This window comes from Spiroplasma endosymbiont of Halictus nicosiae (genome assembly GCF_978018445.1).
Genome location: NZ_OZ389573.1, coordinates 1,762,204 through 1,788,325, shown reverse-complemented (window position 1 = coordinate 1,788,325; position 26,122 = coordinate 1,762,204). Strand labels below are relative to the sequence as shown.

31 protein-coding genes and 1 pseudogene are annotated in these 26,122 nt (G+C 25.3%); 24 read left to right on the top strand and 8 right to left on the bottom strand.

Going from position 1 to position 26,122, the window contains the following annotated elements; all coding sequences use genetic code 4:
• The first annotated feature begins 162 nt into the window (after nucleotides 1-162).
• Both pta and ACZ91P_RS12065 read left to right on the top strand, forming a co-directional pair.
• Complete coding sequence (gene pta, locus ACZ91P_RS12070; RefSeq protein WP_465156470.1) at nucleotides 163-1,143, top strand: phosphate acetyltransferase; 981 nt, start codon at nucleotides 163-165, stop codon at nucleotides 1,141-1,143.
• Between the two features lie 18 nt (nucleotides 1,144-1,161).
• Nucleotides 1,162-2,352 (top strand): acetate kinase, encoded by a 1,191-nt coding sequence (locus tag ACZ91P_RS12065; protein ID WP_465156468.1) that lies wholly within the window; start codon nucleotides 1,162-1,164, stop codon nucleotides 2,350-2,352.
• A 91-nt stretch (nucleotides 2,353-2,443) separates the two neighbouring features.
• Here the strand turns inward: ACZ91P_RS12065 and ACZ91P_RS12060 are convergent, their stop codons facing one another.
• Both ACZ91P_RS12060 and ACZ91P_RS12055 read right to left on the bottom strand, forming a co-directional pair.
• Nucleotides 2,444-3,025 carry a phosphatase PAP2 family protein gene (locus ACZ91P_RS12060; protein WP_465156466.1) on the bottom strand — a complete coding sequence of 194 codons (582 nt, stop codon included), beginning with the start codon at nucleotides 3,023-3,025 and terminating at the stop codon, nucleotides 2,444-2,446.
• Nucleotides 3,026-3,039: 14 nt separating this feature from the next.
• Nucleotides 3,040-3,303 carry a hypothetical protein gene (locus ACZ91P_RS12055; RefSeq protein WP_465156464.1) on the bottom strand — a complete coding sequence of 88 codons (264 nt, stop codon included), beginning with the start codon at nucleotides 3,301-3,303 and terminating at the stop codon, nucleotides 3,040-3,042.
• A gap of 535 nt (nucleotides 3,304-3,838) precedes the next feature.
• Between ACZ91P_RS12055 and ACZ91P_RS12050 the strand changes: the two genes are divergently transcribed.
• The 5 genes from ACZ91P_RS12050 (at nucleotide 3,839) to ACZ91P_RS12030 (ending at nucleotide 8,700) form a co-directional block, all read left to right on the top strand.
• On the top strand, nucleotides 3,839-4,567 hold the full coding sequence (locus ACZ91P_RS12050) for a hypothetical protein (RefSeq protein WP_465156462.1): 729 nt from the start codon (nucleotides 3,839-3,841) through the stop codon (nucleotides 4,565-4,567).
• A gap of 77 nt (nucleotides 4,568-4,644) precedes the next feature.
• Nucleotides 4,645-5,784: a hypothetical protein gene (locus tag ACZ91P_RS12045; protein WP_465156460.1), complete on the top strand. Its 1,140-nt coding sequence runs from the start codon at nucleotides 4,645-4,647 to the stop codon at nucleotides 5,782-5,784.
• A 113-nt stretch (nucleotides 5,785-5,897) separates the two neighbouring features.
• Entirely contained in the window at nucleotides 5,898-7,061 is a 1,164-nt protein-coding gene (locus ACZ91P_RS12040; protein ID WP_465156458.1) for a DNA recombination protein RmuC, read from the top strand.
• Between the two features lie 159 nt (nucleotides 7,062-7,220).
• Nucleotides 7,221-8,042: an aldo/keto reductase gene (locus ACZ91P_RS12035; RefSeq protein ID WP_465156456.1), complete on the top strand. Its 822-nt coding sequence runs from the start codon at nucleotides 7,221-7,223 to the stop codon at nucleotides 8,040-8,042.
• A gap of 52 nt (nucleotides 8,043-8,094) precedes the next feature.
• Nucleotides 8,095-8,700, top strand: a complete 606-nt coding sequence (locus tag ACZ91P_RS12030; RefSeq protein WP_465156454.1) for a lipoprotein — start codon at nucleotides 8,095-8,097, stop codon at nucleotides 8,698-8,700.
• Nucleotides 8,701-8,788: 88 nt separating this feature from the next.
• On the opposite strand, the gene trpS is transcribed toward ACZ91P_RS12030, so the two are convergent.
• On the bottom strand, nucleotides 8,789-9,811 hold the full coding sequence (trpS, locus tag ACZ91P_RS12025) for a tryptophan--tRNA ligase (RefSeq protein WP_465156452.1): 1,023 nt from the start codon (nucleotides 9,809-9,811) through the stop codon (nucleotides 8,789-8,791).
• 182 nt (nucleotides 9,812-9,993) lie between these two features.
• Between trpS and eno the strand changes: the two genes are divergently transcribed.
• Together eno and ACZ91P_RS12015 are read left to right on the top strand one after the other, a co-directional pair.
• Nucleotides 9,994-11,370, top strand: a complete 1,377-nt coding sequence (eno, locus tag ACZ91P_RS12020; protein WP_465156450.1) for a phosphopyruvate hydratase — start codon at nucleotides 9,994-9,996, stop codon at nucleotides 11,368-11,370.
• A 172-nt stretch (nucleotides 11,371-11,542) separates the two neighbouring features.
• Complete coding sequence (locus ACZ91P_RS12015; RefSeq protein ID WP_465156448.1) at nucleotides 11,543-11,719, top strand: hypothetical protein; 177 nt, start codon at nucleotides 11,543-11,545, stop codon at nucleotides 11,717-11,719.
• A 126-nt stretch (nucleotides 11,720-11,845) separates the two neighbouring features.
• On the opposite strand, the pseudogene ACZ91P_RS12010 reads toward ACZ91P_RS12015, so the two are convergent.
• The 3 genes and pseudogenes from ACZ91P_RS12010 to ACZ91P_RS12000 form a co-directional block, all read right to left on the bottom strand.
• Nucleotides 11,846-12,603: pseudogene (locus ACZ91P_RS12010) on the bottom strand (FGGY-family carbohydrate kinase); the annotation flags it as partial.
• Nucleotides 12,604-13,638: 1,035 nt separating this feature from the next.
• Entirely contained in the window at nucleotides 13,639-13,947 is a 309-nt protein-coding gene (locus ACZ91P_RS12005) for a hypothetical protein (RefSeq protein ID WP_465156446.1), read from the bottom strand.
• Nucleotides 13,948-14,274: 327 nt separating this feature from the next.
• Complete coding sequence (locus ACZ91P_RS12000) at nucleotides 14,275-14,847, bottom strand: UPF0236 family transposase-like protein (protein WP_465158994.1); 573 nt, start codon at nucleotides 14,845-14,847, stop codon at nucleotides 14,275-14,277.
• Nucleotides 14,848-16,065: 1,218 nt separating this feature from the next.
• Here ACZ91P_RS12000 and ACZ91P_RS11995 point away from each other — a divergent pair.
• The 15 genes from ACZ91P_RS11995 (at nucleotide 16,066) to ACZ91P_RS11925 (ending at nucleotide 25,470) form a co-directional block, all read left to right on the top strand.
• Nucleotides 16,066-16,350: a hypothetical protein gene (locus ACZ91P_RS11995; RefSeq protein WP_465156444.1), complete on the top strand. Its 285-nt coding sequence runs from the start codon at nucleotides 16,066-16,068 to the stop codon at nucleotides 16,348-16,350.
• Nucleotides 16,305-16,757 (top strand): hypothetical protein, encoded by a 453-nt coding sequence (locus ACZ91P_RS11990; protein WP_465156442.1) that lies wholly within the window; start codon nucleotides 16,305-16,307, stop codon nucleotides 16,755-16,757. Before ACZ91P_RS11995 ends, ACZ91P_RS11990 begins: the two co-directional genes overlap by 46 nt.
• Before the next feature lie 18 nt (nucleotides 16,758-16,775).
• Nucleotides 16,776-17,174, top strand: coding sequence for a hypothetical protein (locus ACZ91P_RS11985; protein ID WP_465156440.1), 399 nt, complete (start codon nucleotides 16,776-16,778; stop codon nucleotides 17,172-17,174).
• 11 nt (nucleotides 17,175-17,185) lie between these two features.
• Nucleotides 17,186-17,428, top strand: a complete 243-nt coding sequence (locus tag ACZ91P_RS11980; RefSeq protein ID WP_465156438.1) for a hypothetical protein — start codon at nucleotides 17,186-17,188, stop codon at nucleotides 17,426-17,428.
• A 232-nt stretch (nucleotides 17,429-17,660) separates the two neighbouring features.
• Entirely contained in the window at nucleotides 17,661-18,161 is a 501-nt protein-coding gene (locus tag ACZ91P_RS11975) for a hypothetical protein (protein WP_465156436.1), read from the top strand.
• Complete coding sequence (locus ACZ91P_RS11970; protein WP_465156434.1) at nucleotides 18,154-18,888, top strand: hypothetical protein; 735 nt, start codon at nucleotides 18,154-18,156, stop codon at nucleotides 18,886-18,888. The genes ACZ91P_RS11975 and ACZ91P_RS11970 overlap by 8 nt, the downstream gene beginning before the upstream one ends.
• Nucleotides 18,889-18,986: 98 nt before the next feature.
• Nucleotides 18,987-19,511 (top strand): hypothetical protein, encoded by a 525-nt coding sequence (locus ACZ91P_RS11965; protein ID WP_465156432.1) that lies wholly within the window; start codon nucleotides 18,987-18,989, stop codon nucleotides 19,509-19,511.
• A gap of 103 nt (nucleotides 19,512-19,614) precedes the next feature.
• The gene (locus tag ACZ91P_RS11960; RefSeq protein WP_465156430.1) at nucleotides 19,615-20,052 is read left to right on the top strand and encodes a hypothetical protein; all 438 of its coding nucleotides are present in this window, start codon (nucleotides 19,615-19,617) and stop codon (nucleotides 20,050-20,052) included.
• A gap of 155 nt (nucleotides 20,053-20,207) precedes the next feature.
• Nucleotides 20,208-20,435 (top strand): hypothetical protein, encoded by a 228-nt coding sequence (locus ACZ91P_RS11955; RefSeq protein ID WP_465156428.1) that lies wholly within the window; start codon nucleotides 20,208-20,210, stop codon nucleotides 20,433-20,435.
• Nucleotides 20,436-20,537: 102 nt separating this feature from the next.
• Nucleotides 20,538-21,098 carry a hypothetical protein gene (locus tag ACZ91P_RS11950; protein WP_465156427.1) on the top strand — a complete coding sequence of 187 codons (561 nt, stop codon included), beginning with the start codon at nucleotides 20,538-20,540 and terminating at the stop codon, nucleotides 21,096-21,098.
• A gap of 186 nt (nucleotides 21,099-21,284) precedes the next feature.
• On the top strand, nucleotides 21,285-21,467 hold the full coding sequence (locus ACZ91P_RS11945) for a hypothetical protein (protein ID WP_338990188.1): 183 nt from the start codon (nucleotides 21,285-21,287) through the stop codon (nucleotides 21,465-21,467).
• A 45-nt stretch (nucleotides 21,468-21,512) separates the two neighbouring features.
• Nucleotides 21,513-21,752: a hypothetical protein gene (locus ACZ91P_RS11940; RefSeq protein ID WP_465156425.1), complete on the top strand. Its 240-nt coding sequence runs from the start codon at nucleotides 21,513-21,515 to the stop codon at nucleotides 21,750-21,752.
• Between the two features lie 13 nt (nucleotides 21,753-21,765).
• Nucleotides 21,766-23,019, top strand: coding sequence for a hypothetical protein (locus ACZ91P_RS11935; RefSeq protein ID WP_465156423.1), 1,254 nt, complete (start codon nucleotides 21,766-21,768; stop codon nucleotides 23,017-23,019).
• 145 nt (nucleotides 23,020-23,164) lie between these two features.
• A complete protein-coding gene (locus tag ACZ91P_RS11930; RefSeq protein WP_465156421.1) occupies nucleotides 23,165-23,578 on the top strand; it encodes a hypothetical protein in 414 nt (137 codons plus the stop codon).
• 140 nt (nucleotides 23,579-23,718) lie between these two features.
• Nucleotides 23,719-25,470: a hypothetical protein gene (locus ACZ91P_RS11925; protein ID WP_465156419.1), complete on the top strand. Its 1,752-nt coding sequence runs from the start codon at nucleotides 23,719-23,721 to the stop codon at nucleotides 25,468-25,470.
• A 134-nt stretch (nucleotides 25,471-25,604) separates the two neighbouring features.
• Here the strand turns inward: ACZ91P_RS11925 and ACZ91P_RS11920 are convergent, their stop codons facing one another.
• Nucleotides 25,605-25,883, bottom strand: a complete 279-nt coding sequence (locus tag ACZ91P_RS11920; RefSeq protein WP_465156383.1) for a hypothetical protein — start codon at nucleotides 25,881-25,883, stop codon at nucleotides 25,605-25,607.
• A gap of 9 nt (nucleotides 25,884-25,892) precedes the next feature.
• Nucleotides 25,893-26,093, bottom strand: coding sequence for a hypothetical protein (locus ACZ91P_RS11915; RefSeq protein WP_465156417.1), 201 nt, complete (start codon nucleotides 26,091-26,093; stop codon nucleotides 25,893-25,895).
• Nucleotides 26,094-26,122 lie beyond the last annotated feature (29 nt).

The following is a 26,122-nucleotide window of genomic DNA, read 5'->3' as shown; positions in this document are numbered from 1 at the left end:
TTATGACGGGACTTGAAATACTGCCCTTGATATAGTAAAACTTCAACAATTAAAATAGGAAAATTTTTAATTAATTATAATTAATTTGCTACTTTTTCTAAAAACTTTTAAAAAAGTAATATAATTATTTGGTAATGATTAATAGCAGAAAGGAATAAAAAAATGAACATTTTAAAAAACATACTTGAAAAAATTAATACCTTTTCTCACAAAATAAAAATTATTTTTCCAGAAGGAAATTCTGAACTAATTCAAACAGTAGCGAAACAATTAATTGGTACAAATATTACGCCAATTCTTGTTTTTGCAACACGAGCAGAAGTTCCTATAACAATTGATGAATTACAAAGCGAAGTTATTGTTGCCGAAGAGCAAAATGAAACAGAATTAGCAGAATATTTCGTTGAATTACGAAAAGGAAAAATTTCATTATTAGAAGCTAAAGAATTAGTTCGTGAATGTAATTATTTAGCAATTTTATGAGTTAAAAAAGGTCTTGCTGATGGAATGGTTGGTGGGATTACTTATGATACAAAAGATATTATTGGTCCAGCATTGCGAATTATTAAAGCAAAACCAAGTGTAAAATTAGTTTCATCATTTTTTTTTATGGTTCGAAATAATGAATGTTATATTTTTACTGATTGTGCTTTGAATATTGATCCAACGGCTGAGGAATTAGCAGATATTGCTTATTTAGGATATGAAGCTAGTCAAGTTTTTGGTTTTCAAAAGCCAAACATGGCATTATTATCCTTTTCAACAAAAGGTTCATCAGGGCGTGGGACTTCTGTTGATAAAGTCCGTACTGCTTATGAACTTGTCCAAGCAAAGAATTTAAAAAATTGTTCTGTTGATGGTGAGTTTCAATTTGATGCCGCGTGAGATGATGCTATTCGTAATAAAAAAGCGCCGTCATCAGTCTTAAAAGCACCTGTTGATATTTTTGTTTTTCCAAATTTGGATGCGGGAAACATTGGATATAAAATTGCCCAACGATTAGGGGGATTTGAAGCAATTGGTCCAATTGTTATTGGATTAGACCGCCCAGTTAATGATTTATCACGTGGTGCTACTATTAATGACATTTACAATACTGTTTTAGTGACAGCATATTTATGTATATATAAATCAAATGATTAGAAAGGAAAAAAAAGAAAAATGATTTTAGTAATAAATGCGGGTAGTAGTTCAATGAAATTTCAATTATATAAAGTTGATTCAGCAAAAAATTATGAAGTAATTTGTAAAGGATTAGCTGAACGAATTAACATTGATGGAATTTTTACCCTTAAATTTAATGGTCAGGAGTTTCAAACAAAAGAAAATTTTTCAGACCATAAAGCAGCAGCGAAAGTTTTAATCGCTAAATTAAAAGAACATCATATTATTCAAGATTTTACTGACATTCAAGGAATTGGACATCGAATTGTGCATGGTGGTGAAAAGTTTACACAATCAATAATTATTAACGATGAAGTATTTGCAGAAATTAAACGAATGGTAACATTAGCTCCGCTGCATAATCCACCAGCAATTGCTGCCATTGAAGCTTTTCGTAAGATTGTTGATGTTCCAAATGTTGCAGTATTTGATACTTCATTTCATACAACAATTCCTGAAGAAAATTATTTATATTCAGTTCCCTATGAATGATATAGTAATTATCAAGTCCGTCGTTATGGTTTTCATGGCATTTCTTATCGTTATATTACAAAACGATTAGCTGAAATTTTACAAAAACCAATGACTGAAGTTAATGCAATTATTTGTCATTTAGGCAATGGTGCTTCAATTTGTGCAGTTAAAAATGGTAAAAGTTTTAATACTTCAATGGGTTTAACCCCATTAGAAGGATTAATTATGGGGACACGAAGTGGCGATATTGACCCTTCAATCCACCAATTTATTGCAAATCAAACTGGTGCAACATTAGATGAAATAACTAATATTTTAAATAAAGAATCTGGTTTATTAGGAATTTCGGGAGTATCATCTGATTTACGTGATGTTTTTAAAAGTAACACGGATAATCAACGTAGTAAATTAGCATTGTTAATGAGTACAAAAAGAATTGCAAAATATATTGTTAGTTATGCTAATGATTTAAAAACAAAACCAGATGCAATTGTTTTTACCGCTGGAATTGGTGAAAATTCTGATGAAATGCGCCAATTAGTTGTTAATGAAGTTACTTTATTAAACTTAAAATTATCTTCGTCAGCAAATCAAAGGTCATATGAAACGGAAAATCTAATTTCAATTCCAAAAGCAGATGTTCTTGTTTATGCAATGCGAACAAATGAAGAAGTAATGATTTGTGAAGATACTTATCATTTAATTAATTCATAAGATAATTTTATTATTATTTAAAATATAATTCTTCACGATGAAAAGGTTTAGATGCTATTAGCATCTAAACCTTTTCATTTTAGTCCATTTTTTAAATTAAGTGTTTTGCAAAAATTTTATTAATACTAAAATGAACAACTAAAATTATGGCAGTTGAAAAAATAAAGGTAAATGCAGTGTCAGAAATCCAGTGGAATCTTTCCATTACAACAGCAAAATTTATTGCTAAAACATGAATTAATCAAATAATAAAACATAATTTTATTTTTCAGTTAATTTTATTGTTCTGCTTATTTTTTAAAAATAAAAGAATAATTGAGCCAGTACAATATGTAGCATTAATATGACCACTTGGGAAAGCGTATTTTCATGAAGTTTTAAATGTTGGCATATTAACATTACTAAATAAACCAATTGGTGGTTTTCACCAAGGATATTGTCATTCTGAGGGAATATTATTAAGATAACCGTTACCTAAGTTATATCCAAAATGAAAACCCGATTTAAGATAAGCAGCTAAGAATTCAGGATGGGCATCAATTAAATCACCCAAAATAGCATTATAATAATAGATTCGATGTGTTGCACCTTTTAAAATCACAATAATAATATATGTACTAATTAAAAGACTTAATCCTTTAGTTGCTTTTATTCATGTTTGTTCTGTTAACAAACGGTTAGTTTTAACTAACCCATAGCAAACATAATAAAAACCAATTCCAATAAGAATGATTGGTAAAGAAAAACTAAAATAGCACTTGTTAATTTATACTTATAATTATCAAATAGAAGATAGTCAATTCCAGGTCCAAAGCCTTCGTTAAGACTTGGAATTAAGGCTAAATTAACAATATTACCAATAAGTCATGCTCCTATGGCTAGGAAATAATAGATTATAGTAATCAAATAATTTTTTATAAATTTTTGCTTTTCTTGTTTTATTTTAAGCAAAAACCATGTTTCTAATAATATTGTTAGATAAATGATAATTACAATAACAATTTCAGTATTTCCTAATTGATCATAAAAACGGACTCAATATTTAACAAATTCATTTGATAAAGGTTTTGCAAGTTCAGCAGCAATTTGGTAGTCAATTTGATATCATCCCGTTGCAATAAGAACTCCTAAACTAATAAGAGAAATTATGAATAATGGAATTGCAAAAAAATAAATATTTCATTTTTTAATAAAAAAGATGTTATTTTTTTTGTTGCATATAGTTTCCTCGTTTTTTCTTTCATTGTTGTTAATTAAATAGGAATTTAGTAAAAAATATAGGTTCTTTTCTTTTTAATTATATATTAAAAAATAAAATTTTAATTTTAATTTTAAAACTTTTCACGGTATAATTACTTAGAACATGTTATTAATAATTAAAATGATAATTATAATTACTTTAATTATTGGTTCACAATAGGGTTTTAAATTAAATATAATAAAAGATATAATTTAAAATAAAAGGAAATATGTGTGGGTGATTAAAATGAAAACAGATTTCAAAAAGTATTTTCAAGTATTTTTTAATATATATTTTATTTTGTTTACTTTATATTTTGGAATTTCGTTATTTTTGCCTTGTTTTGTACCACATTATACAAATTGAGCATTTGTTAGTATTTCATTAAATTTAACTTATATTGTTTTAATAACGGGTGCTTTTTTATTTTTCTTAGCTGTTTTAATCCAAATTTTAAGTGATTTTAAACATTATAAACGGATCATCTTACAATGATATAATATTTTAAAAGTTAATGTTATTGTAATTTTATTATGATTAGCAAATATTTTTTGATTATCATACACTATTTATTGAAATATTACGATAACAGGATTACTTAGTCGTTTTACACAGTTTTATTTTCAACTTTATCAATCAATTTTAATTTCGTTTTATTTCTTTTATGCTTTATTTATTATTTCCTTTTTTATTGCTTTAGTCATATTACGGATTTATTTAATTTATTGGTATAAAATTAATGATTTAATTTATTTTAATCCGTTTCTTAATCTAAAATTATTTTTAAATATTTTGGAACCGTATCTTTTTATGCGATATCGAATTAATATATTAGTTATTTTTTTATTAAAAAAACTAATTATTATTTCATTTATTATTGCAAATATTATTAAAACATATCGATTAATTCTTTTTAAAAAGGAAATAACCCCACCACAACAGGGCAGTATTATTACCAAAATTTTAACAAAATAATGTTTTTAAAATTAATAAACTAATTTTAATATTAACTATGTAATAAAAATTATTGAAAAACAAAGGAGAATAAAATAATGAAAAAATTAATGATGATTTTAGCATCAGTATCACTAATAAGCCCAATTGTTGGGACAGCAATTGCATGTCATAGTCCTAAAACTGGGGCTGAAATTAATACAACAGGAATACCAACTGTTGGTACTATTAAAGCAAATTTAAAAAAAGCAGGTTATAATGTTGATAACTTAGATGTTGATTTAGCGCCAGGAATGAAAACAGCAATTATTCGTTTTATGCCAGATGTTCCAAATCGCCCATTTTTAACAAAAAAAGTTGATTTAAAATGAACAACAAATGATATTAGTAAAATTATTACTGTTACATCATTGCCATATGATAATGGTTCTGGTACAAAATTAACCATCGATGAAGTGTTAACTGTTGTTAATAGTTTAAATGGAACAAATTTTACTTTTTTTGATATTGAAATAAATCTTGATCAAGAAATTAGTCAATGAGTAATTACGCCAAAAACAGGTGGTAATTTTATTGGTTCAGCAGTTGAAATTGTTAATGAACCAATTACATTTTCGCAAGAATTTCCATTAAAAAATATTGGTGATATTTATCTCGTTGATGCAGTCTGAGCAGATTATAAAAAAGACCCTGAGGGTACAACAATGAATATAACAGCAGCAATTATGGAGTTTGTTGGGGACCGAAATCCTTTCGCAAGTTTATATAAAGATGCAATGTTAAAAGCGATGATGGGAGCTTTAGATCGTGGAATTGAAATATCAATTAATCAAGATAATGGGGAAGGGACTTTAAAAATTACAACGGAAGTTGAGCATGTTATTAATCATTCAACACTAACTGCCAATTTTACAGTCAAGACAACACCACGTAAGTTTTTAACGCAAGATAATGTTAAACCAACAGAAAAATTAATCCCTGTTAAATTAGATAAGATTTATACAAAAGAAACTGAAAACGAACTTCGTTATGATCTTGTTACAAAGCTATTAGGAAAACAATTTGCTGATCAATATCAGGAGATTTGATATAATGAAATTTGAGTAACTTTTAATGAGGATGGTAAAGGAGCAACTATTGAGGCTAAACCAGGTTCAAAAATTTTAGCAGCTTCTGATACTTTAGCTTCTTTAATGACAAAAATCCCAGCTTATAAATTAAATGTTACATTTGAATAAAAAGAAAAAATAAACTCATTAATCTTATGAGTTTATTTTTTTATTTGAACAGGCTATAATTAAAATTATTGCGGAATACAATAAAACATTAAAATATTTAGGGGGGGAATACAATGACAACAATTTCATATGTTTTATTAGGAATTATTTTAGTTATTTTAGTTACTTTTCTAATAATTTATTTAGTAAAAACACATAAAAAACCGCTTGTAAATAATGATTCAGCATTATTACAGAAAGATATTCAAGCATCAAAAGAATTATTAGAGAAACAAGGATTAGGATTACAAAATCAACTTTCTGAACAAAAAAGAGAATTATTAACTTTAATTAGTGAATTTCAAACAAATTCAGTTAAAAATGATACTAAATTTAATCAAAACTTAACAATTTTAAACGAAGGATTAAGTAATTTTCAAAATAACTTGTCAAAGCAAGATACTGACTTAAAAAATAATTTAAACCATCAAGGTGAAATTATTTCTAAATCATTTACTGATGTTTTATCAAATTTAAAAGTTTTAAAAGAATCAACTACAACATTAAAAGAAGTTGAAGAAAAAGTTAAAACTTTAAATGATATTTTTTTAAATAATAAAAAACGAGGTAATTTAGGTGAATATTTATTAGAAAAAGTTTTAAGTGATATGTATGGTGAAAGTCATCAAGGATGAGACCGCCAATATAAATTGCCGACAGGAACTGTTGTTGATGCATTAGTTAAAACTGGTGGAGCAAAAGAAAACATTGCTATTGATGCAAAATTTCCATTAACAAATTATAATAAATACTTAGAAGCAAGTGATACCGCAATTAAAAATAAATATTTAAATCTTTTTAAACAAGATTTAAAAGATCGAATTAATGAAGTTGCTAAGTATATTAATCTTGAAAATGAAATTTCAAGTGCAATTATGTTTGTTCCTTCCGAAGATTTATTCGCATTTATTTATGGCCAATTTCCAGATGATATTATTACTTTTGCATTTAAAAAACGGGTGTGAGTTACTTCACCAACAACATTATCAGCAATTTTATTTGTTTTAAAAAAACATATGCGTGAAGTTGCTTTTAATCAAAATATTGAAGTTATTAAAACTAATTTATTAAAAATAAAAGGCGAATTTGATCGTTGAGTTGAACGTTGACAAGAGTTTACGAAAAATTTTGCAAAATTTAATACTAATATTGAACAATTAAATATCACACATAATAAAATTCATAGTCAATATCAAAAAATTTTAAATGAGCAACAGTTAGAACAACCAGCATATTAAAATGAATGACGATAAAAGAAAAATATCTTAGAAGTAAGATATTTTTTAATAATTTTTGAAATTAATTGTTAACAGAATTTCAATTTTGTTTTCCTTGTTATTGATTTTAATTAAAGTTATAATTATGTAAAGGTCAAAACAAGGAAAGGAAGAATAAAAATGAAAACACTAACAATGAAATTAAAACTTTTTAATGGCGTTGAAATCCCATTAATTGGGTTAGGTACATATAAAATGACTGATGAGCATGAAGTTTATCAAGCTGTTATTGCCGCATTACAAAATGGTTATCGTCATATTGACACTGCTCAAATCTATGGAAATGAAGAATTAATTGGCAAAGCAATCAAAGATAGTGGTGTTCCACGAAAAGAAATCTTTTTAACAAGTAAGATTTGAAATGCTAATCATAAGTACGATGTGGCATTACATGAAGTAGATAACATACTAACACGATTAGATACGGATTATTTAGATTTATGTTTAGTTCATTGGCCCACTGCCGAACGAAATGAATGTTTTCGTGCGTTAGAGACAGAGTATAAAGCAAAAAAAATTCGTGCAATTGGAGTCAGCAATTTTGAAGTTAGCCATTTACAAGAGTTAATTGCAATTAGTAAAATCAAACCAATGGTTAATCAAATTGAATTTCATCCTGGTTTAAATAATACTGATGTTGTTAAATTTTGCCAAGCAAACAACATTATTATTGAATCATGAGCAACTTTAATGCAAGGACAATGTATGACAAATTCAACTGTTCTTAAAATTGCAGAAAAACACCAGAAAAGTACTGCCCAAATTTGTTTAAAATGAGCAATACAACAAAATATTGTTGTTATTCCAAAATCAACCCATAAGGAACGTATTATTGCTAATAGTGAACTAGATGATTTTATGTTAGATGATGAAGATATGGCAGCATTATTTGCTTTACCACAGGTAAGATTAGGAGCTGATCCAAATAATTTTAATTTTTAATCACTATTTTTTGTTATAATTTAAAAGATAGTTTATCAAAAGGAATGATTCGATGAAAAAATTGCTTAGTTTTTTTGGAACGATGATAATGTTTACAACTTCAAGTATTTTAACGATTAGTTGTATTTATCCAGAACATTATTATATTCCAACCCAAGATGCAACATTGCAGCCAGTGGTTGGCAAGTTTTTAACACATTTTATGTTACAACCCATTAATGATCAAGATGAATATTGAGTAAAACATCAAAATGATAATACAATTTTCACAATGTTTTCAAAAGAAAGAAAAGCTCATACTTTATGACCAATTATTAATTATTATTTTAATAATCCTTCAAATGTTCTAGCATTTGAGCTACCAACAACTAATGTTTTATTTAAAACATATATTGCAAGTATGTCAACCCATTTTCCAACAGCTAATCAATTATATCGTGATTTTATTTTGTTTCCGTTAATTCGTAATACAACGGAGTATACTTATACGACGGGACAAACAACAATGGAAGAATATATTTTAGATGGTAGCCATTTTTCAACAACGATTTATTATTTAACAATTAGTTTAAATTCAAATGTTTTTTGAAGTTATGAACTTAATAAAGATTTACAAGAATATTTAATTAATTATATTCAGAATCATTGTGAGAATTAAATGAATTAAAATACCAAATTCAAAACTAAATATAACAAAAATAAACACATAAATTTTATACTTTATGTGTCTATTTTTTATTTAAAGGCTACTTTTTTTTATAATTTAATCCAACAACATTTTTAACTTTTGTTATTTTTTTATTAGCAATTGCTCGTGCTTTTGTTGCTCCTAAATCAATTAATTCATCAATTGTTTGATCTTGCATTAATTTGTGGTATTTTTTTTGAATTGGTTCTAAAACTTCAATAATTGTATTGGCAACTTGTTCTTTTAATTGGTCATAATCGTGTTGAACAAATTCCTTAACAGCTGCTTCAATTGTTACTTTTTTTAAAACAGCATAAATTGTTAAAAGATTACTTACGCCTGGTTTTTGCTCAGGATTATAAGCAATTTTTCCTTCTGAATCAGTTACGGCACTACGGATTTTTTTTCGAATTATTTCGGGTGCATCTAATAAACCAATAAAAGACTTAGGATCATTGGAAGACTTACTCATTTTTTTAGTTGGATTTTGTAAATCCATAATTTTACCACCAATTGGCGGAATAAAGTCGGTCGGAATTTTAAATAAATCTTGTTGATAACGATTATTCATTCGTTCGGCAATATTTCGTGTTAATTCAATGTGTTGTTTTTGGTCTTTTCCAACTGGAACTAAATCAGCATCATATAATAAAATATCCGTGGCCATTAAAGTTGGGTAAGTTAATAATCCGGTTGGAATAAATTCAGTTCCATTTTCTGCTTTCATTTTTATTGATTTGTCTTTAAATTGTGTCATTCGTGATAATTCCCCAATAGTTGTATTGCACAATAAAATATGTGCTAATAAGGTAACTTCTAAGACATCTGATTGAACAAAAATAATTGCTTTTTGTGGGTCCAAACCACATGCATAATATAATGCAACCATATTTTTAATGTTATTTCGTAATTCTTCTTTGCTAATTGGAATTGTAATTGCATGTAAGTTTGCCACAAAAATAATTAAATTATTATCTTTTTGTAATTCAATAAAATTTTTTATCGCCCCAATATAATTTCCTAAAGTTAATTGTCCTGTCGCAGTAATGCCTGAAACAATTGTTGGTTTTTTTTGTTCCATATGTTCTCCCTTCTTGTCCAAATTTAATAACATATTTAATAATATCATAGCAAATATTTTAGTTTTTCCAAAAGAAAAACAATAAAAGTAGTATTTTTCTTGGATTTTCAACCGATTTTGTTTACTATTTTTTGAACAAATAATATAATAACATTATACACTTAGAAGGAGAGTAAAAAATTATGTCGAGAATTGAGAAAATTAATGCTCGTGAAGTAATTGATTCACGAGGAAATCCAACTATTCAAGTTGAAGTTTGAACAGAATTTGGCGGATATGGTTCAGCAATGGTACCATCAGGAGCTTCAACTGGAAGTCGTGAAGCATTAGAATTAAGAGATGGTGATAAAGGACGTTACCAAGGGAAAGGTGTTTTAAAAGCAGTTGGGAATGTTAATACAAAAATTGCCGAACAACTGGTTGGAATGGAAGCAACAAACCAAGTTGAAATTGATCATGCCATGATTACATTAGATGGAACTGATTTTAAAAAGAATTTAGGTGCTAATGCAATGCTAGGAGTATCAATGGCTGTTGCAAAAGCAGCTGCTTCGGAATTAGAAATGCCATTATACAAATATTTAGGTGGTGTAAATGGGAAAAAACTACCTGTTCCAATGTTGAATATTATTAATGGAGGAGAACATGCTGATAGTGCAATTGATTTCCAAGAATTTATGATTATGCCAGTTGGAGCTGAAACTTTTAAAGAAGCTTTAAGATGATCATCAGAAATTTTTCATACTTTAAAAAAATTCTTACATGATAAAGGTGATATTACTGCTGTTGGTGATGAAGGTGGTTTTGCTCCGCATTTTAATTGAGCATATAAAGATCAAACTTTAGTTTCATTTCAAACAAAAACACCAGCTGAGGTTGCCTTAGATTTAATTGTTGAAGCAATTGAAAAAGCAGGATATAAATCAGGCAAAGAAGGTGTTATGATTGCAATGGATTGTGCTTCATCAGAATTATATTTTGATGATAAAAAATATCACTTTAAGAAAATTGAAAAAGTTACTGGTAAAAAATATGCCATGACAACAGAAGAATTAATTAAATATTTAGACAAATTAGTTGATAAATACCCAATTATTTCAATTGAAGATGGTTTAGCAGAAGGTGATTGAGCTGGTTTTGAATTACAAGTAAAAACAATGGGACATAAAATTCAAATTGTTGGTGATGACTTATTTGTTACAAATCCAAAAATTACAGCAGAAGGGATTGCTCGTAACGCCGCAAATTCTGTTTTAATTAAATTAAACCAAATTGGAACAGTTACTGAAACAATTGATACAATTCAATTAGCACAAAAAGCAGGTTGAACAGCAGTTGTTTCACATCGTTCAGGAGAAACAGAAGATTCAACAATTGCTGATTTAGCAGTCGCTTTAAATACTGGTCAAATTAAAACAGGAAGTATGTCACGAAGTGATAGAATTTCAAAATATAATCGTTTATTAGCAATTGAAGATGATTTAGGAACAGTAGCTGAATATGATGGAATCAAAACATTTTATAATTTAAAAAAACATGTTGCTGATTTAAAAAAATAACCTTATAAAAGGTTATTTTTTTATTATGATTATATAAATATTTATGGTGATAAAAGAACGTAACAATACCAAATATTTGAAATTTTAAAAAATAGTTGAAACATCGTTTTGATACTATATGTAATAATATGATAGTATTATATTGTATTGGAGAGGGGTAATAAAAATAAAATTGGCGAGCAATAATTTAAAAAAACAAATTAATAGTAAAATTAAAAATATGGATATTGATTTGAAATATGAAAAGAAAAAATTAGAAATTAATTCTCATAAAATTGTTGTCTCCATAAATGAAATTAAAAACAACCCTATTTTTAAAGAATTATTTATTAATTTATCAGATAAATAAAAAATGTGAGTAAAAATATACTCACATTTTTTTATCTTAAATTTAAAAATATGCTATAAAATTTGATATCATATGCATTTTATTTAAAATTAAAAATATTTTAACTTACTTAATAAGCGTATTAATTTATTCGATCTCTTTTAATCAGTTTAAAGTACGCTTAACAGCAACTTTTCATCCTTTAAATAATTTTGCTACAATTTCTTGTTTTAATTTAGCATGATATTTTTTCTAACAGCGGATATTTTTTTAATTTCTGCTGGTGATGTTCAGAATCCAACAGCTAATCCGGCTAGAAAAGCAGCTCCCATGGCTGTGGTTTCAATATTTTGCGGGCGAATTACTTCAACTTGTGAAATATCAGATTGAAATTGCATTAAATATTCATTTTGACTAGCACCAACGTCAACTTTAATTCGTTTAATTGGCTGTTGTAAATCTTCAGCCATGGCAGTAATGACATCATATGCTTGATAAGCAAGTGATTCTAATGTTGCTTTAACTAAATGTTCTCGTTTTGTTCCACGCTCTAATCCAAAAATTGCACCACGTGAATAAGAATCACAGTAAGGTGATCCTAACCCGGTAAAGGAAGGAACAACATAAACTTGCTGGTCACCTTGAACAAGATTAGTATATCAATCTGTTTCACTAGCATGATAAACAATTTTAATTTGATCACGAAGTCATTGAATAGCAGCTCCAGCAACAAAGACTGACCCTTCTAAGGCATAAGTAATTTTGTTTTGATAATCTAAGGCTATTATTGTTAATAAGCCATTTTTTAATGTAACTGGTTTTTCACCAGTATTCATTAAAATAAAACATCCCGTTCCATAAGTGTTTTAAACTTCCCCTGGCTCTAAACATAATTGCCCAAATAGTTATATGATTTAATAACTTGTAAAAAATAACATTCATAACAGCAATTACAACTAAAATTATAATAATTGCTATAATCGGCCATTTTAAAGCACTTAAATCATTTCCTCTTGCTTCAGGATTATCAGCGTTTCGCATTATTGAAATTAAAATAATAATTAATTTTCAAATTGCAAAAACAACTGCCAAACCCATTATTACTCCCAAAACAACATTGCTTCATAATATAACAACATTCATTATTCCACTAAAATCTTCTGTGTTGTTTGATTTCATATTTTCATCCTCCTTTGTTGTTTTAAAAATTTGCTTTTACTGAATTTGTTTCTTTTTTTATAATAAATATTTTTCTTTTTTCGATAATATTGCTGTTGATTATTAAAGTAATTTTTAATGATTATGAAAGGATTCATGAATTGGGATACCTATAAGAACAAAAAAATAATATATTAATATTGTTTTCATTATAAATATTATGAATATATTTACAAAATGGGCAATTAATCATTTCTGCACCTCTTTCTAAAAACAAGATATTAATTATCTTGTTTTGTGTTATTTTAATTATTTATGTTGTTTTTCTTTTTTATTTTCAATTAGTTCTCAAATAAAAAATAACAAATCAAATATTATTTTTCCAATAAAAAGAATATCCACAGCAACAAGTATAATGTATATCATTAAACAAAAAAAAGCTATCTGTATTCCTCATTCGTTATACTGAAAACTAAATCATGGTCATATTTTAAAATAAAAAAACAAAAATGTTGTTATTGTTATCAATAAACTCGTTAAACAAATTTTAAAAATATCATTTTTTCATACTTTTTTAAAAAATTTTTTCACATTAAATTATTGGCTGTATGTATTATTTAAGGGTTTTAATTAATATCTTAAAAATTGTGGAATAAAAATACCACTTACTTATTTAAGTTATATTACTTTTAATTTTATTGTCAACAATATTTTAACATTTTTTAAATTTTTCCACGACAAAAATACATGTTTATTAAAATTATTTAATTTATTAGATAAAATTAATAAAAATATAAGTTTGGTTGTAAATTATTATTTACAAAATTATTAACTGAATAATTAATTCTATTTTCTTCTAATGGTTTATTAGTATTAAATAAATTAATTTTATTTTTAAAATTTATCATACTAGTATTTAATTTATTTTTAAGAGTTTTTTCATGATAAGTTGCTTTTTTAACCAAAACACCTTTACAGTAATGTGATATATCACCCTCAATATGACAACCAATATTATTTCATAATGTTTGATTTCTGACACCTTCTTCATTATTTTTAATTAATTTAATTGTTTCTTTTAAGAATTTCATTTTTGATTCTTTTATAAAAGAAGCACTGTTTTCTAAGCGTTCTAATAATTCTTCATATTTACCATTTAAAAAATAATCGACTGCTTTATGGTATGTTTCTCTGTTTTCTTTGTTTTTACTTTGTTAAGGATATAATTTTTTAAATCTACTTGTAAGATGAAATTTATCTATCGTGTAATGTACTTTATTTTTAGGAAAATATTCTTAAATAAATTTTGCCATATTTTTAAGTTCAAGGTGCACCATCTCCTAATACCATAAATTCAATATTGTCATTAATATCATAATAACTTGTAATTAATGTAAGTAATTTACTAACAAAATTAATTAATTTACTATTTTTTTAATATATTCTGGAATATTATCTAGTTCTATAACTCCTAATTTATTTGCAATTACAGGTCTTTTTTTAGTTGATTTTGTTTTATCAAAACCAGTATGAACAGTTGAAAATATACTATGTTTTTTTATTTTTTCTTTCCCCTTTTTATTTTCATTTCAAATTTTTAAATAAGTTCCATCAATTTGAATATATAAAGTATGAGGTACATTTATTTTTTTATCAGTTTTATTAATATAATATTCTTTATCAATTTTTGCATTTTTCATAATATTTGAAATTGTTTTTATACAAATTTTTACATGTTTCATAGTATCTAAAATATCTTGATATGTTTTTTTATTGCCAATAAATGATAATATTTTTTCTTTAACATAATTATCTATTCTTTGTCATTTTTTAATTCCTAAAAGTTTATCCAAAGGAAAAATATATTCTTCTTTACCTGTTTCTTGATTAATTTTATAATATTTTCTTCTTTTAAAAGTTATTTTCCCATTTAAAATAGTTAATTTTCTTGGTTTTATTTCTTTTACTTTATAATTTTTAAATTCTTTTAAAGTTTTATCAATTTTATAATTTTTAAAAATTCATTCATCACAATCTTCTAAACTTTGTTGAATAATTTCAATACTTTGTATATTTAATAAATTAATAAAATTCTTTTAAAAATTGTTATCAACATTTATTATTTTTATACCCTCTTTTCTATAGTTTAGGACTTTAGCACAAAAATAATGAAAATGCAAAAAAAGATATTATTTTTTATTTATTGTGTTATAAATAAAGTTTTAATTATTAGCAAATTAATTTAACTGAAAAAAGTAAAATAATTTACTTTTTTTTATTTTGATGTGTAAATTGTAAATTCAAATGTAGCACTTTATTGAAAAAGAATAAAGTGCTTTTTATTTTGTAAAAAATACTTATATTTATTGGATTAATCGTTAGATAGTATCTTTTACACTTAATAAAATATGTTTTTTCAGAAAAATCCATCCTTTCTCTTTTCTTAAAAAATTTTGAATAATTGTTTTATTTAGTTGTTAATTAATTGTTAAATATAATTACTAAAAAATATATTTAATAAACAAAGAATTAAAAAAGATAATGAGATAAAAAAATAAAGATACTATCTAACGATTAATCTAAAATTTAATCTTTAAAACTTAATATTTTTTGATGCTTAAAGATGGATAACTCATCTATGGAACGAAGCCTTAAAGAAAGTGTGAAAGCGATTGGATTTACTACTCCTATTTATTTCTTTAATTCTCGGCAAGATTAATCACTTTCGAAATGTCAGAGCATGTGTTTTTTGGCTTGTTTTTATAAAAAGAGTGTTGTTAAACCGAAAAAAACAATATCGGACACTAAAAAAACAAGAGGGTTGGAACTCCAAAAGGTTATTTTCTTTGTATAAAGTTGTCTAGGGATGGATGAAGCGTAATTAATAACTGGGTAAACTGTTTTTTGTTTATTTCCGTATGGGGGTAAACTCTATCAAAATATCCTATCCGCCCCCGCTCACTCCCCAAAGTGAAGCGAGCGACGAAGTAATTAAATACTAAAATAAATTATTTACTAAATATCAAAATATTAACCAATAAAGGAATATTATGTTTTTTTACAGAAAGGAAAATATTTGATGAAAAAATGAAATAAAAAAATTAAAAATAAATTACAAGAATTAATGATACAAGCTTATCTGGTAACAGTAAATGATATTAATGATGAAATTTGAGCAACAAATAAAAAGAATTAAGGAGTATAGATAAATGACAGAATATAAAAGTAAATATATTAATAAAACTTGAAATGAAATAACAACATCATTTTATTGAGTTAATTGTCAACCTATTAATTGTCGTATTTCACATCATAAAAAGCATTATGATTTGCAATGTTTAGAATGAGCCAAAATGTACTTAAATTTATTTAAAGACAAGTGAGATGTTATTGTTTCATATATGCAATATTATAAAATTAACGATATTTTAGATTTAGCATCCGATGGATGAAAAATATTACAAATTGACAAAAAAATAAAACAAATAAATTAAAATATATTATTGCAATTGACCCTGCTGGAATTGGACAAACTGGTATTATTATTTATAATGTTTTGCAAAAGAAAATAATTAATAATATTACTTTTAATTCCAAAAATGAAGAAGAAGCAATAAATAATATGTATTTAATATTAAATGAGTTTAAAAATAAAATTTGTTCTTATTTAAATAAAGTTATTGTAATAATTAAAGATTATCAACTTCATAAGGGTTTAAAAATAAAAAATTCATTATCTACTCCTAAATTTATTGGTGGTTTAAAAGTTTTATGCAAATATCTATTTAATTTAAAATATATTTTACAATCACCAGTCATTAAGAAAAATTATATTTATAAAGGAAATATTAAAATGTCAGAGCACGAACACGATGCTTGAAAACATTTACAGTATTTTTAGCAAAAGGAGTTGATAAAAATGGCACAAACAAAAAGTAATTTGCCTAAAAAATCAATAACTAATAAACCTAAAATAAAAAATAAAAAAGTTAATAAGTTAGAATTAACTGTTAGATTACATGAAAATCCTATTAAAACTAAGATTAAGGCTCTTGTTGCTGCTGGTGTTGAAGTTGATGCTTGTTCGGCTAAATGCCAGTGAGAAGGATTAAATTACTCAACATTATCAATATATAACCCATCTATTTTAACTGAGTTTTTGAAATCAAAAAAAGATGATGAGATAAAAATTAAAGGCTCAGTATTTAATCAGTTAAATATAAAAACTAAACGCTATTTTTTGTCTTTTAGAGTAGACAGTTTTGAAATTATACAAAAAGCGATTAGAAAAAGAACAAATACAAATATTAAAAAATAGGAGGAAAAACAATGGCATTAAAAAATGTAAAATATGTTCTTATTAATGAAAATAGTGAATCTATTAAAAATGAAGATGGTAGTTTAAATATTAAAACTGCTGAAATTATTTTAGAAAATACTGCTGAAGTTGAAGAATTTAATGCAATTAATTTAGAAAATAGTAATCAGCAAATCAACGAACTACAAACAAAAAATACTGAATTAACTTCACAAATTGAACAACAAATAATTCAATTAAAACAAATGAAGTAATTGACTTTATTAATTCTTTAACTGATAATGAAGAATTTAAAAATGTTTTATTAAAATCTTATGATATTACTGATGATATTGAAATCATTAAAACACAATTGCAAAGTGTTTATGATAAATTAATTAAGGTACAAACAGTTAATACTGGGGGCGTACCAAAAGTAGTAAACAAAGAAAACAATATTTTAGATACAGACAATGTATTTAATAAATAGAAAGAAGGAAGTAAATTATGGCACAAAACCCGCAAAGAATTTTCGGAGATATTGCTAATCAAGCAACAAAACGAGACCGAGAAACATTTGAACAATGATATTTACAAACTTATCAACAAAAATTTAGTTGAGAAGCTTTATTTGCGTGAAAAGAAGCAAATAAATTTGGTTTAACATATAAAAGAAAGAAAAATATTAAATATAATGAAGGTTTGGGAAAAGATGGACAAGTATTTAATACCGATAATAATCTTCTAAAATATTCAACAGTAGAATTTGAAGATGGAGTTGTTGAATTAGATACAATTTTAACTTTTGCTCGTAAATTAGACCCTGTAGAAAATGATTTTAATCCTAATCTTTGGGCTGCCGATATTGAGCAAGCAATGGATACTGAGGTTGCTTATAAACGCAATAAAATTTTAGAAATTATTAATAAAGGAACAGTTAAAACTATTCAAGGCAAAAAAAGCAGATGATACAAATGCTTTACAAATTCATGATGAAATTATGGATAAAATATATGAAAACGGCTTTACTCCATCAGAAACAATTGTTTTAGGTTCGGCTGATTTTATTCGTGGAATTCGTAATAAATTACAGTTACAACTTGGAGCAAACAACCAAATAAATAGTGTAATCACAACAAGTGGAGCAATGAAAACTGTTGAAGGAACAACATACTATATGGTTCCTAAAAAATTACCAATTATTAATAAAGATGGTTCAGAAGGAACAATTGAATTATTACCAGATGGTGTTAATGCAATTGCCTTTAAGTTTAGCAAAAAATATGATCCTCTTATTTTACACAAAAAAGATCATACTCCGTTAAGAGTTAATGCTGCTGCGTTAGCTACTGGAATGGGTAATACTTTGATTATGGAAAGAGTTTTATATTTAGGTGGAGCAGTGGTTGAACCAAAAGGAATTATTAAACATATTGTTTCAAAAATTGATATTAGTAAAATTAATAAATTAGATAAACCAACTATTCATGTTGCAGACCCAACAAAAGCAACAGCCGAACAGTTAAAACCACAATTTAAAGATGTTGTTTTAAAAGCAGTAAAAGCAGTAAATAGTTCTTTAATTGAAAGTGATTTTGATTACTTTATTGAAAGTAAAGGTGAAGACTGACCAATTAATATTACGAATGATAAAACAGTTGCAGTTCAAATTGAAGGTAAAAACAACGCTACTGGTCAAACAAATCCGATTGATGTTAAAATTAAAAATTCTTAATAGTACTAAAAAATAGTACTTTTTCGTTTGATAAATGATATGCCAATTGGAACATCTAAAACAGCCCTTATTTATGCTGTTAAAAAAATCCAACTAGATTGTCGATCCAACAACAAGAAAAAAGTTTTGGTTTACAGTTATTAGAATTTTTAGGAATTCAAGTTTTAGCTCTTGGTTTATCAGTTTTAACTGGTGGTATTGCTTCGACTGTTGGTCTTGGTGCGGGATTATCTAATTTTGCCGCAGCATTTATCTCGTTTGGAGTAGAAACAGCAACTGATTTTGCTGTAAATCAAATATATGATAAATTAACATCAGAAGTAACAGCAAAAAGTACCGCCTTAAATTTGTTACCAGCAATTGGTGGAATTGGTAAATTAACGCGTGCTGTTCGAACAACTAGAATTTTAAAATTAGCAAAAGAAACTAAACTACTTGAAAAATTAGGTGTAATAACTGCTAATAATTTAGAAGATGTTGCAAGGCAAGTTACAGGTAAAAAGATTTTATCTGATAAATTAATATTTGATTTTACAAAGCAGGCTAATAATGAAACTTTATTATATACAATTGGAAAATTAGCCCGAAATGATTTTTTAAAGGTTTTAAAGTTTCTAATTTAGAAACAATTAATAATTTATTAAAAATTGAGAAAAATATTCAAAAAATAAGTCCTAAATTAGTTCAAAAAATACCACGCGTGAATGAAAAAATGCTAATAAATGATTGTCTGAATATGGATTAAATATTGATAAAATAAGTAAAATTAATACTAATGAGTGATATAACATTATGACTAATCTTCATAAAAAAGGTGTTGGTAAAAATCTACTATTAAATGCTAATTTAATGAGGGGCAGTAAAATATATAATAATAAATTATTAAATATTTTTCATCAAACACCAATTAAATTAAATAAAATTTTAAATCATTTAAACCCAAATTTTTATATTCAAAAAGTAACTAAAAAATTATTAACCCCAATTCAAAAACAAATAATTACTATTAAACAAAAAGTAATTAGTAAAATTACTGATAAAACTAAAAAAATATTATCTAAATTTGAAACTAAGGCTATTAAAAAAGGTCAATTATTACCTTTTGCTTATGGTTCTGATGTTTTTTTAGCAGTTAAAATTGTTCCTTTATCAGTTGCGGGTTAAGTTGCTTTAACAATATATTATAAAAATCCTAAATATGTCCCTATTCTCATTATGACAACTTTAATCAAAGCAGAACAGTTTGTTTTGGCTCCTGAACCGTTTAAATTCTATATGAACAGTGAGTGGTTTATTGGTTGGGGATTTAAAAAACAAGTTTGTTTAATTTAGTTTCTTTTGCCCCACTTGCTTATCAGCAAGTAGTAAAAGATAGTTTTAAAATATATCGGACAATTGCTAAGATATTAAAAATGCAAGAACAATTTAAAAATAACTTTAATAAAAATAAATTGTTAAATGCGTTAGAAGATAGTGCAATTACTAGTTTATTGGGTAATGGACTAGATTTCAAGCATATAAACAACTCAGAACAAAACAAGATTTAAACAAAAAAATTAAAACAAAAACATTAATAAATAGTAAAAAATTTATATTAAAGAAAATATATTCTAAAAAAAGTAAATGATAAGGAGATGATTAAATGTTAAATGAATTATGACAAAATGTTACTTTGGAAAATTATAATAATTTTATTCCAATGACAGGTAAAATTTACAAAAGTTCCAGTTCGTTATAATAAGTTCTTTAAAGGTGATGTAGAATTATGATTTAAAACATTTGCTTTAAGAGCCCAAAATATGATTAATTCTTACTTAAACTATCCATTTTCAAAGCTAAAATTTGAAACATTTAAAGACCCATTATTAAAGAAAATTTGTATTAATATGGTGTTTATTTTAATTGAACATTGAACATTTAATCGTATTCCAATTGAGTTTTTTACTTCGGCAAATATGAGTGTTGGTGATATTAATTATTCTTCACAAAATGACCCAATGGCAACATGACAAGGTCTATTGCCTACCTATGCAAAATCATTGGCTAATTTAACAACTTTAAAGAAAATGTTTCGTACTTTTCAAGAAGAAGGTATTGATTTAACAATGATTGATTTAGAAGCATATTATACTCAATTAGAAGTTGATGCTTTATTAGATAAACTTGTTATAGAAAAAATTAAAGATGAAAAACTTGCAAAAATAAAATAAGAAATTTTAGATGAATTAAAAAAATCAATTGTTATACCAAAAGTTCCAGATTGAGAAATTGTTGATACTAGTGATTTTAAAGTTGGTCAAAAAGGATATACTATTCCTAATTTTGATAAAGAAAATTATATTTATAGAATTTGAGCCTCAGGAAAAGATAGCAAAGGAGATTTAAAAAGTCAAGGGATGTTGCAAACAAGGCATAGTTTTAGACAAACAATAGGTGTTATATATGATCAAATAGGTGTTAATAGTGCATGTTTAGCATTATCTATTAATCCTGATGGATTGATTAATATTGGAGTTAATGGTCCAGCAACATTTAGACCTTTGGGATTTGTGTTTATTGAAAGAAAAAAAGTAAATTAGAAAGGAGATGTTATTATTCCAAAAGTAGAAGTTAAAGATGTAATTATGTTTTTGAAAATATTTGGAATTTCATCATTGTTTTTTATTGCAGGAATTATTATTTGTTTTATAGGAGAAAAAACATTAGGTATTTCTTGACCAGCATATGTTATTGTTTCAGCAATGCTTATAGGAGCTGGAATTATAGTTTTGATTATTGAAACAATTAGATTTATCAAAACACATAACAAACAACAAAAACAAGATAGTATTGAAGATGTTATTAAAAAAGAAGATACAAAATAAAGAGGTGTTATAAATGGGATTATTATCAGCAAAAAAGAAATTAAAAAAAGAATATGATATTGATGGTTATTATCTTAATTTAGCATCAACGATTACTAATCGTAAAAATGTTACTGTTCAAAAACATAATGAGATTTTAGAAAAAAGAATTTGTGAAGATAATGCTAATTTTTTAAATCTGCGAGATTTAGAAATTAGCATTTATAATCCACTTACTAATCAAAAAATAGATACTAAATTAATTAATAGCTTTTTAAAAATACAGGACTTTACCAATAAGAATTGATATAACGAATATAAAATTAATAAGAATGGTAAAGGTGCATATTTTATTTTTGCTAATAATTCAAAACTTAATTTTATTACTATTGATTTTTACAATAACCAGTATGATGAATTAGGTAATTTAGTATCTTGCACTTTTGATTATGACCCTTATATTAAAAATGATCAGAGTATTTTTATTACTGAAAAATTAGAGATTGATGCTGTAACTAAACAAGTTAAAGTTATTAGAAAGTTAAAAACACGATTATATAGTACTATTACCGACTTATATATTGATGATGCTAAATGAAATAACTATACAACTTTACAAAGAGAAGAAATATTACCACTTAATTTTATTCCAATTCAAATTATTCATAATAACCCTAATTTTGAGCCTTCTGCTCGTTATGGTAAACAATTTGCTAGTATTTTAGATATTATTGTTGAAAAGATAATGTTAGATCCATTATTAAATAGTGGTAAATTTACTATTAATACTAATGGAGTTACTGGTGTGGTTGAGCAAGAAATTAGTAAAATGCTGGCATCATTTATTGGAAATGACTTGTTATTAGTTGAAGGAAACCCTGATAGTAATTTTCAACCAGTAGACTATATTGCTGGTAATTTTAAAGGTGAGCAATTAACTAAAATATATGATTGATTATTAACAAATTACTATAAAATAAATCGACATCATGTTCCCGCCATTGCTAAGGGAGCACAACAAACTCAGGCAGAAGTTGCTGGTGTAAATATTCAAACAAACGCATCATACGAACAAATGATATATATTAGAGAAATTAAATTAACTGAATTTATTATTAAGTTAATTAAATATGATAATGCTATTTTAAACAGTAAAACATTCAATATTAAAAATATTGACGAGTTAATTGTTGATGTTCGCTTACCAGTAAATGCTACTTTAAACAGACAATTAAAAAACAACGAAACTATTATCAATATGCCTAATGAAGAAGGAAAACAAGAATAATGGCAAAATATTGTAAAAATTGTGAATGTCCAGTTAATTTAATTAACTCTGATTATTGTTTATTTTGTAATACGGTCTTATTGAAAAATGACATCTAAACATATAAACAATTTAGAAAAAATAAAAGAAAAAGAGGAAAAGAATAATGTTGAAACCATCTGAAAAAATGTTAGCACAATTAGCAAAAAATGATGAACCAATTAACTATTCAATTGATAGTATTCCATTAGATTTTGCTAGTCAATCGCAGTACAGCGACCCTGATTTAGAACAATTATTTACTGAAGACCGTGCTATAACCTTATATATTTATAAAATTAATAATCTTGTTAAGACAAAGCAAAAACCAATCTTAAACTACTCTCAAAATAGCGTTAAAATAGGTTTTATTGACAAAGATGAATATATTAAAATAACTGGTTATGAAATTAGCTATTTTAACTTTAAATTAGAAATACAACAAAATACCACAGTACAAGATAATAGCACAATTTATGTAATGATTGATGAAAAAGATATTTTAATTAATGATATTTCAAAAAAGACAAAGAATTTTTAGAATCCTATGACTTAAAAATAGTATCTATTAATGAACCAATTACCGAAGACAATAAAAATGAATGTTATATTATCGAAGAATATGAAAGACCTTATTCATCTGATGGTGTTGATATTATTAAATCTATTCATTTAGTTAAGGTGACTGATTTTAAATGAAAAAACCAAAATAGTATTCATTTAGTATTACAAAAATTATTACCCGAAGATACAGTATTTACTGGGATTGAGATTAAATACCCTAAATCAATGTTATTTGGAAATATTAAATGTTGAGGTAATATTAATGGTGTTTATTCTTATCCTTCATCAATAGTTGAAAATGCTAATTTAGTACCGTTGCTATCTATGTCTATTGAAACAAAACCTAATTTAAGAGTATTTCAATATTGATTTACCGAAAGTTTTTTACCGTGGTTTATTGCAAAAATATATATTCAACCAGATGATATTTTAAGTTTAATAAAAAATAATGGTTTAGAAAAAGTTTTATTAAATTATTTAACTTATCGTTATAATTATGATTGAAAATTTCAAGGTGCAAAATATGATGAAAAAGGAAATCCCACTAATAAAGCGGCTGAATTACGTCAAAAATTTGAAGGACAAAAACCAGAAGATGTTATTGATGGTTTATTTGAAAATTGAAAATTAGACAATCCAAGTGAATTACATAAAAGATATGTAAAAAGAATTAAACAAGTGATATACATGTTATCAAATTATACATATAGTAAATATGCAATTAATAAAGGCTATAATGATGATGTTAAATTATTTGCCCCTTATTATTTTGAATTAATATCTAATCCAAGAGAGGTAGAAACTGGATATTGAGAGTTTGAACATTGCAAAGTTAAATTAAATTCATCATATTTTAATTTTACTGGTGGTTCTATTCCAACAACACCAATAAATTATTGAGAAGAGGTTTATTCAAATGACAAACCATTTAATGAGAAAGATGATAAATGATATTTTGCTGTGTGGCGTGGTGATAAAAATGCTGATTGGCGTATTATTAAGTTTAAAAATAATGAAATGACTATTAAAATTGATAATTCTAATAATCGGCAATTGCAGAAAACTGATTTAGGTATGGGAAGAGATTTATATATTACAAATGATTCAGGGTTTGTTAAATATGTGACACATTGAACAGATGATAATGGTTCTTACTTTAAATCAGTTTATCGTTGAAATAATGATAGCGAACCAAATACACCGTTTATTTTACCTAAAACAGGACAAATTACAGATTGAAATTTAAAAAATCAAAATAATATTAATAAAAATGATGAAATTAAAGTAACTGTTAAAAACAAAGATATTTCAGAAAACTATATTTATCAATTAGAAGCAAATTACTTTAATTGATTATCCATAACAAGTGAATTAGAAACAAATAATATACCTTCTCTTATTCCTGCTGAAATTAAACTATCTGATGGTGAATATGGCAAATATTTAACTAATTTAATTGTTTCTAATGACAAAATAAAAGATTATTTAAACTATTTTTCTCAATGAAATAAATTACTTTATTTTAAATCAAATTGAGTGAGTATAACTAAAAATTTAGTTGAGGACAGTATTAAAATAACTTTTTTAAAACACGAAAAACTATTTAATTTAAATCAAATCGAAATATCTGGCATATGATGTTATGGGAATTATGATATAAATATTTTTATTGAAAAAATAAATGAAAAAATTACTGAAGGAAAAGATATTAACTTAGAATTAATCAAAAATTGTCCTATCGGAACTAAAGTCAGTGGAAAAGACAGAAATACATATTTACAATTAATCGAAGATAATGAATGATATTTGTATAAAAATGGCATTGAAAATGAAAACTCATATTCAAATATCGCAGTTGTTAATTTTTAAAAAAAATCAAATAGTTTAATATTTTCCTATCCACCCACAAAAGAACAAATTAATATTAATAATTTAAAATTATTTAATAAAAATAATGAAAAATTATCATTAATTACATTAGAAATATAAAAAGTTATTTAGATTTATAAATCTAAATAACTTTTTAATTTATTTTCAACATATATATTTGGTTCGCTATCATTATTTCAACGATAAACTGATTTAAAGTAAGAACCATTATCATCTGTTCAATGTGTCACATATTTAACAAACCCTGAATCATTTGTAATATATAAATCTCTTCCCATACCTAAATCAGTTTTTTGCAATTGCCGATTATTAGAATTATCAATTTTAATAGTCATTTCATTATTTTTAAACTTAATAATACGCCAATCAGCACTTTCATCAACACGCCACACAACAAAATATTATTTATTATCAATTTGATTAAATGGTTTTTCTTGATATGCTATTCATTCTAAAATACCATTTTTTGTTTTTATATTATTTTTTTCTTTTAAATCTGCTAATTCTTTTTTGCTATATTGTGGTTTATTAAAAGCAACTAAATTTGTTGTATTTGTTCTAATTAAAGTATTTGTTTCCAAAAGACTTAATATTTTTTTCATATTTTAATTCTACTATACTATAGCTGCTA